Below are 6,189 nucleotides of genomic sequence, written 5' to 3'. Positions count from 1 at the left end.
CCGTGTCCCCTGCGCAGGCAGGGGCGGCGAATCCCGGCCCGTCGCACGCCCGCGCCCCTGCCTGCGCAGGGGACACGGGGCTACTGGCTGCCGCTGCCGGATACCTGACCCGGAATCCCCCTCCCGAAAAACCAGAAACCAGTCCCCAAGCGCCCTCACAGGCGTCGCTGGCACATCAGCCCTTTTTTGCCGGTCCGAACATCTCGGCCAGATCATCCGTAGCCTGTATGAGGTGGTCGACAATGCCGGGTTCCATCGACGAGTGGCCGGCATCGGGAATGATGTGCAGCTGTGCTTTCGGCCAGGCCTTGGACAGCGTCCAAGCCGTCGACAGCGGGGTCACCACGTCATAGCGCCCATGAACGATCATGCCCGGCACGTCTTTCAGCTTGCGCTCGCATTCCTCCAGCAGCCAGGAATCATGCGCGAAGAAGCCGCGATTGACGAAATAATGGCACTCGATCCGCGCAAAGGCGTCAACAAAGTCATCCTCGTTGAAGCGCGGCGGCGTTGTCACCGGGCCCTTGATCGAGAGCGTTTCGCCCTCCCAGCGGGCCCAGGCGCGGGCCGCTTCGATCCGGGCATTCTTGTCGCTGCCGATCAGGCGCTTGTGGAAGGCATTCAGCAGGTCGCCGCGCTCGTCCTCGGGGATCGGCGCGACATAGCGGTCATAGGAATCCGGGAACAGGCGGCTCGCGCCCGACTGGTAGAACCAGCTGATCTCCGCCTTCGACACGAGGAACACGCCGCGCAGTACCACGCCCAGCACCCGTTCCGTGTGCGTCACGGCATAGGCCAGCGACAGGGTCGAGCCCCAGGAACCGCCGAAAACGACCCATTGGTCGACGCCGACATGCTCGCGCAGGGTCTCCATGTCATCGACCAGGTCCCAGGTCGTGTTCTCGCGCAGTTCCGAATGCGGGGTCGAGCGGCCGCAGCCGCGCTGGTCGAACAGGAAGATACGATACCGGGTCGGATCGAAGAATCGGCGCATCTCGGGATTCGATCCGCCGCCCGGGCCGCCATGCAGGGCGACGACCGGAACGCCGTCCGGGTTGCCTGATTCTTCCCAGTAGATCTCGTGAATATCCGATACGCGGAGCCGTCCGCTGCGCCTCGATTCGTGTCTGGGGTACAAAGTGCGTCGGGTCTGGCGCTTATTCATGCGTTCTTCACTATTTCTCAGCAAGTCTGGGAACTAATACTGGACTTGGCTAATTACCATTCGTAGAAGTTATTACGGGTGGGGACCCAGACAGGTGTTTAGGTGGCCGATTGATGCGTAGCGTATTCCTGAGTTTATCCCTATGCCTTCTTGGCGGTTGCGCAACCGTCTCGATGATGCCGGGCGAAGCGACAGTGGAAAGCGGCCTCTCGCACAACCAGTCTGCCCTGCGCAAGGTTTCGGCTGAATATTCTGACACTGCCACCAAAGAGGGCTGGGTCGAGGCCTCCGGCGGTCTCGCTGGCTTCGCCGATATGCTGATCAATGGCCGTAGCGACGCGCCTGACGATTATGCGAGCCGCATCGGCGCCGCCACGAACGCCCCCGCCATCGTCCTCTCGCGCATCTCGGCCGACAGTGAAGCGGCCCGTACCGGCCTCGCAGCCGTCTCGGTTGAAGCCAAAGCCGTCCTGAACAGCGCCGCTGCTGATGCTGCCACGCGTACCGATGTCATGAGTTATGAACGCGCGCTCGTACGTGCCCAGACGGCCTATCGCAACTTCCAGAGCGCGCTCAACACTGTGGCCGCCCGCGCTGACATGGACATGGATACGGCCCCGGTCGATGCCGAACTCTCCGATTTCGCCGACACGATCGATTCTGCCCGCCATACGGCCGACAAGCTGGCCGACAAATACGCCTCGCTGAACTCGATCGTCGGCTAGCGCCGCACCGCGCTTGCTGCGGCCAGCGCCCATCCCGTCAGGAACGAAACCCCACCCAACGGAACGACTGCGCCCAGCCCGCGCGGCGCGCCCAATGCCATTGCATAGAGGCAGCCTGAAAAAATCACTGCGCCCAGAATGAAGGCCCAGCCGGCCCGGCGCAAAAGCCCGGCCTGAACGCTGATCGCAATCGCCAGCGCGGCAGCTGCGTGCACCAGCCCGTACAGCGTCGCCTTGTTCCACCAGTCCAGCGCATCCCCGTTAAGGCTCAGCCCATGCGCCCCGAACGCTCCGAGGGCCACGGCGGCAAAGCCGGTGAGTGCGGCGGCGAGGCCCAGCCGGTTCATGCGCCAGCTTCCGGCTTGCGGGGCAGGGCATAGGTCACGATGGCATGGCTCGCGGCTTTCTCGGCGCCCTCGATGCGCACATCCACATCCATGACAGCCAGCGCTTGGCCGATCTTCATGACGCGCGCGTCAGCGACAACCACGGGGCCGATACAGGGCCGCAGGAAGTTGATGTTCAGATTGCTGGTCACCGTCATCGGCTCGTGTCCTGTCAGCGTCATCACCGCCATATAGGCGACCGTATCGACGAGGCTCATCTGGGTTGGCCCGGAAATATAGCCGCCCGGCCGCAAGTGCGTCTCATCAGCCACCAGCCTTACCACGGCGCGGCCCTTTTCCATCAGCGTCACTTCGCTGCGGTTCCCGGAACTCTTGAATGCGCCCGACAGGAATGTATTGGCCTCTGCCGCTGTCATCTGTGACATGAATTGCGCTGCCTCCCTTTGCGTCACCCCTTGATGGGCTGATCTCCATCGTCCACCGTAAGCACGACAGATCACCCGCCAAGAGGTGACCCCAAGGAAGGATATCCCATGCTGAGCGCCGGTGACGAATACCCCATCCACCAGACCCCGGAACCCGTTGCCTATTCCGGCTCCGACCGCAATTTCTATGACCGGTATTTCTTCAACGGCTACAGCGCCGACGGCTCAACCTTCTTTGCCGCCGCCATGGGTGTCTACCCGCATCTGAATATCATCGACGGCGCGGTCTCCATCCTCCGCAATGGCAAGCAGGCCAGCGTCTATCTCTCGCGCCCGCTCAACATGGAGCGCATGGACACGCATGTCGGCCCGCTCTCGGTCGAGGTGGTCGAGCCGCTGAAGAAAATCCGCCTGCGCCTTGAGGAAACCGAGGGCCTTGCGCTTGACGTCGAATTCGAAGGCCGCGCCTTTCCGATTGAAGAGCCGCGCTTCACCCGCCGCCAAGGCCCACGCATGATGATGGACCTGACGCGCATGACGCAGAATGGCCGCTGGTCCGGCAGCCTGCGCATGGACGGCACTGAGATCGACATCAAGCCTGCCGACTTTACGGGAACGCGCGACCGCTCATGGGGCGTGCGCCCGATCGGCGCGCCGGACGCCCAGCCGCTGATCCCGGCGCCGCCACCGCAATTCTACTGGATCTGGACGCCGACCAATTTCCCGAACCTTTCCATGTTCTATCACGTCAATCATGATGAGACCGGCACACCGTGGAACACGCGCGCCGTCATCGTGCCTGATGGGGCAGATCAGGGCGGTGGTATTCATCTTGCCGATGCCAAGATGAATACGGTCTACGCCCCCGGCACCCGTCGGATGCAGAGCGCTCAGCTGGATATGACAGACCCGAGCGGCCGCGCCCACAAGGTGACATTCGAGCCGATGGGCACCTTCCTGATGAAGGGCATCGGCTATGGCCACGACAAGTATCGCCATGGCGCCTTCCGGGGTGATCAGCTCGCCATTGCACGCGAGGACTTCGAGCCGGCAAAGATGCCGTGGCACGTCATCGAGAACCTGCACATCCAGGAAATCGTCCGTGCCAAGCACGAAGGCCCCGACGGCCTCGGCTCCGAAGGCATCGGCACGTTCGAGCAGCTTTTCCTCGGCCCCCATGCGCCGAGCGGATTCAAGGACATCCTCGACCCGGCGAAATAGGGGCCTGAGGCCTTAAGCGTTCAGTCCTTGCCATGCCTGCATGGCGAGGGTGATCGCCCGCATGTCGCCTGTCGTCGTGCCCTGCATCAGGTTCATCGCATAGGACATGGTCGTGTGCGATTCCATGTCGATCAGCGCGATGGACCCGCCATAGCCGCCCCAGAACATGGAATGCTCATTGAGCGCCGGTGACATTGGCCCTGAGAGTCCAAAGCCGAGGCCATAACGCACGGGGATGCCAAGGATCAGGTCCGTGCCCTGGATCTGTTCTTCCAGCGCCTTGCGGCAACCGGCCTCGCTCATGAAGCGCTTGCCGTTCGCCATGCCGCCATTGGCAAGGATCGTATGGATCGTCGCCACCGAGCGCGCATTGCCCGTGCCGCCCGCTGCCGGGATTTCCGCGCCGCGCCAGGCGCGGGTGCGGGTCTCGCTGACATCAATGCCGGGATTGGTAAGCGTAACCCTTTTGATGTCGGTCAGGGTCGGGTCCGCCGAGATGCTGGCGTCCGCTGGCGGTTTCAGATCTGCGACGCGGGCGTCTTCCGAGGCTGGCAGGCCGATATGAAAGTCCGCGCCCAGCGGTCCGGCGATCTCCTCGCGGAAAACGGTGCCGACCGTCTTGCCGGCTATGCGGCGGATGACTTCACCCACGAGATAGCCCTGCGTGATGGCGTGATAGCCGGGCGCGCTGCCCGGCTCCCAGAGCGGGGCCTGCGCCGCCAGCAGGCTGGTGGCCTTCTCCCAGTCATAGAGGTCGTCATTGGTAATGGGTTCGCGCCAGCCTGACAGGCCCGCCGAGTGGCTCATCAAATGGCTGACCTTGATGTCAGCTTTTCCATTGGCGGCAAATTCTGGCCAGTATTTGGCAACCGGCGCATCGAAGTCGAGCTCGCCGCGATCGGCCAGTAATAGGGCCGTCAGGGCCGTCATGGTTTTCGTCGTCGAATAGACGTTGACGATCGTGTCCTTTTCCCAAGCCCGTGTCTTCTCGACATCGGCATGGCCGCCCCAGAGGTCGACGACTGTTTCGCCATCCTTGGTGACACAGAAGGACGCACCAATATCTGCGCCCGTGTCCAGATGCGTCTGGAACTGGTCCCGCACGCCTTCGAATTTATCGTGCACGAATCCCTGCACCTCGGCCTTCGCCATGCCCATTTCCTCCCGGGTCTGTTCTCCTGAAATCCTAGGAGGTCAGCTGCACAACGGCAACGGGAAGATCGCCAGCCCCACGCATCGCGTCGCGTCAGCCTAGCCCCAAAGCGCGCCTGTGGGCGGCTCGACCCAGCCGTCGCGATAGGTGAGCCCGTTCGCGACATCCTCTTTCAGCCAGAGCGGCCCGTCGAGGTCGGCGGCGTCGCAGAGGCCAGCGAGCAGCACAGCGGGCGCCATCGAGATCGACCCCGCCACCATGCAGCCGATCATGACGCCCATGCCGCTGGCCCGGGCGGCGTGCACCATGGCGAGCGCCTCGGTCAAGCCGCCCGTCTTGTCGAGCTTCACGTTCACGGCGTCATAACGTCTGGCGAGGTCCTGTATGTCGCTGCTCGTATGGGCGCTTTCGTCGGCGCATATCGCGACCGGGGCCGGGCGGCGGACCAGCGCTTCATCATCTGATGCCGGGAAGGGTTGTTCGATCAGCACGACGCCCAGACCGGCCGCCGCCTTCGAAATGGCGGGGAAGTCTGCGGGTAGCAGACCCTCATTGGCATCGACGATCAGACGCGCATCGGGACGTGCCAGATGCACAGCCTCGATCCGTTTCAGGTCTTCCGCGCCGCCGAGTTTGAGCTTGAGCAGGCGACCTTGTGTTGTCTTCGCGGCTTCGGCCATGGCCTCCGGCGTATCGAGGGTCACCGTCACGGCGGTCTCGACTGGTTTCGGTTCCGGCAGACCCGCGAGTTGCCAGACCGGCGTGCCGCTCGTCTTCGCCTCAAGGTCCCACAGCGCGCAGTCCAGCGCGCAACGGGCGGCGCCAGCGGGCATCCGCTCCTGCAGCTCCACGCGCGTGAGGCCTTCTTCAATGGCCCCGCGCATCGCCTCAATGGCGGCGGTTACGCTCTCGACCGTCTCGCCGTAGCGCGCATAAGGAACACACTCGCCCCAACCGGTCGCGCCGTCCTGCTGAAGCCTGACGCGGAGGGTGACGGCCTCGGTTTTCGCCCCCCTGGAAATGGCAAAGGCGGCCCTCAGGGGCGATGAAACAGCGGTGATTTCGAGGTGCCGATTGCTCATACCTTGTCCCGATGGATGAAATTTCATCTATTTGAATGCCCTTGCCTTAAGCATGTTTTGCTAGGCAAGTC

7 protein-coding genes are annotated in these 6,189 nt (G+C 63.4%); 2 read left to right on the top strand and 5 right to left on the bottom strand.

Annotation, left to right across the window (positions count from 1 at the left end; translation table 11 throughout):
- Window positions 1-175: 175 nt before the first annotated feature.
- A complete protein-coding gene (gene pip / locus HY30_RS04070; protein ID WP_034737368.1) occupies window positions 176-1,165 on the bottom strand; it encodes a prolyl aminopeptidase in 990 nt (329 codons plus the stop codon).
- Window positions 1,166-1,278: 113 nt separating this feature from the next.
- Here pip and HY30_RS04065 point away from each other — a divergent pair, with 113 nt between their 5' ends.
- The gene (locus HY30_RS04065; protein WP_155839238.1) at window positions 1,279-1,890 is read left to right on the top strand and encodes a hypothetical protein; all 612 of its coding nucleotides are present in this window, start codon (window positions 1,279-1,281) and stop codon (window positions 1,888-1,890) included.
- Here the strand turns inward: HY30_RS04065 and HY30_RS04060 are convergent.
- Both HY30_RS04060 and HY30_RS04055 read right to left on the bottom strand, forming a co-directional pair.
- Window positions 1,887-2,237, bottom strand: a complete 351-nt coding sequence (locus tag HY30_RS04060) for a DUF423 domain-containing protein (protein ID WP_034737364.1) — start codon at window positions 2,235-2,237, stop codon at window positions 1,887-1,889. The genes HY30_RS04065 and HY30_RS04060 overlap by 4 nt on opposite strands.
- The gene (locus tag HY30_RS04055; RefSeq protein WP_034737362.1) at window positions 2,234-2,662 is read right to left on the bottom strand and encodes a PaaI family thioesterase; all 429 of its coding nucleotides are present in this window, start codon (window positions 2,660-2,662) and stop codon (window positions 2,234-2,236) included. Before HY30_RS04055 ends, HY30_RS04060 begins: the two co-directional genes overlap by 4 nt.
- A 108-nt stretch (window positions 2,663-2,770) precedes the next feature.
- Between HY30_RS04055 and HY30_RS04050 the strand changes: the two genes are divergently transcribed.
- The gene (locus HY30_RS04050) at window positions 2,771-3,883 is read left to right on the top strand and encodes an Rv3169 family protein (RefSeq protein ID WP_034737360.1); all 1,113 of its coding nucleotides are present in this window, start codon (window positions 2,771-2,773) and stop codon (window positions 3,881-3,883) included.
- A 12-nt stretch (window positions 3,884-3,895) separates the two neighbouring features.
- On the opposite strand, the gene HY30_RS04045 is transcribed toward HY30_RS04050, so the two are convergent.
- On the bottom strand, window positions 3,896-5,035 hold the full coding sequence (locus HY30_RS04045) for an EstA family serine hydrolase (protein ID WP_034737419.1): 1,140 nt from the start codon (window positions 5,033-5,035) through the stop codon (window positions 3,896-3,898).
- A gap of 99 nt (window positions 5,036-5,134) precedes the next feature.
- On the bottom strand, window positions 5,135-6,118 hold the full coding sequence (gene dgcA / locus HY30_RS04040; RefSeq protein ID WP_051614797.1) for an N-acetyl-D-Glu racemase DgcA: 984 nt from the start codon (window positions 6,116-6,118) through the stop codon (window positions 5,135-5,137).
- Window positions 6,119-6,189 lie beyond the last annotated feature (71 nt).

Origin of the sequence: Hyphomonas chukchiensis, assembly GCF_000682695.1 — a bacterium.
GTDB classification, from domain to species: Bacteria; Pseudomonadota; Alphaproteobacteria; order Caulobacterales; family Hyphomonadaceae; genus Hyphomonas; species Hyphomonas chukchiensis.
Note: the sequence above shows the minus strand (reverse complement) of the source record. Positions and strands in the feature narration are given on the sequence as shown.

What these genes read in the sequence shown, in the direction of transcription:
- HY30_RS04065 (WP_155839238.1), top strand. Translation starts at nt 1,279, where the DNA reads ATGCGTAGCGTATTCCTGAGTTTATCCCTATGCCTTCTTGGCGGTTGC.
- HY30_RS04045 (WP_034737419.1), bottom strand. Translation starts at nt 5,035, where the DNA reads ATGGCGAAGGCCGAGGTGCAGGGATTCGTGCACGATAAATTCGAAGGC.
- pip (WP_034737368.1), bottom strand. Translation starts at nt 1,165, where the DNA reads ATGAATAAGCGCCAGACCCGACGCACTTTGTACCCCAGACACGAATCG.
- HY30_RS04060 (WP_034737364.1), bottom strand. Translation starts at nt 2,237, where the DNA reads ATGAACCGGCTGGGCCTCGCCGCCGCACTCACCGGCTTTGCCGCCGTG.
- dgcA (WP_051614797.1), bottom strand. Translation starts at nt 6,118, where the DNA reads ATGAGCAATCGGCACCTCGAAATCACCGCTGTTTCATCGCCCCTGAGG.
- HY30_RS04055 (WP_034737362.1), bottom strand. Translation starts at nt 2,662, where the DNA reads ATGTCACAGATGACAGCGGCAGAGGCCAATACATTCCTGTCGGGCGCA.
- HY30_RS04050 (WP_034737360.1), top strand. Translation starts at nt 2,771, where the DNA reads ATGCTGAGCGCCGGTGACGAATACCCCATCCACCAGACCCCGGAACCC.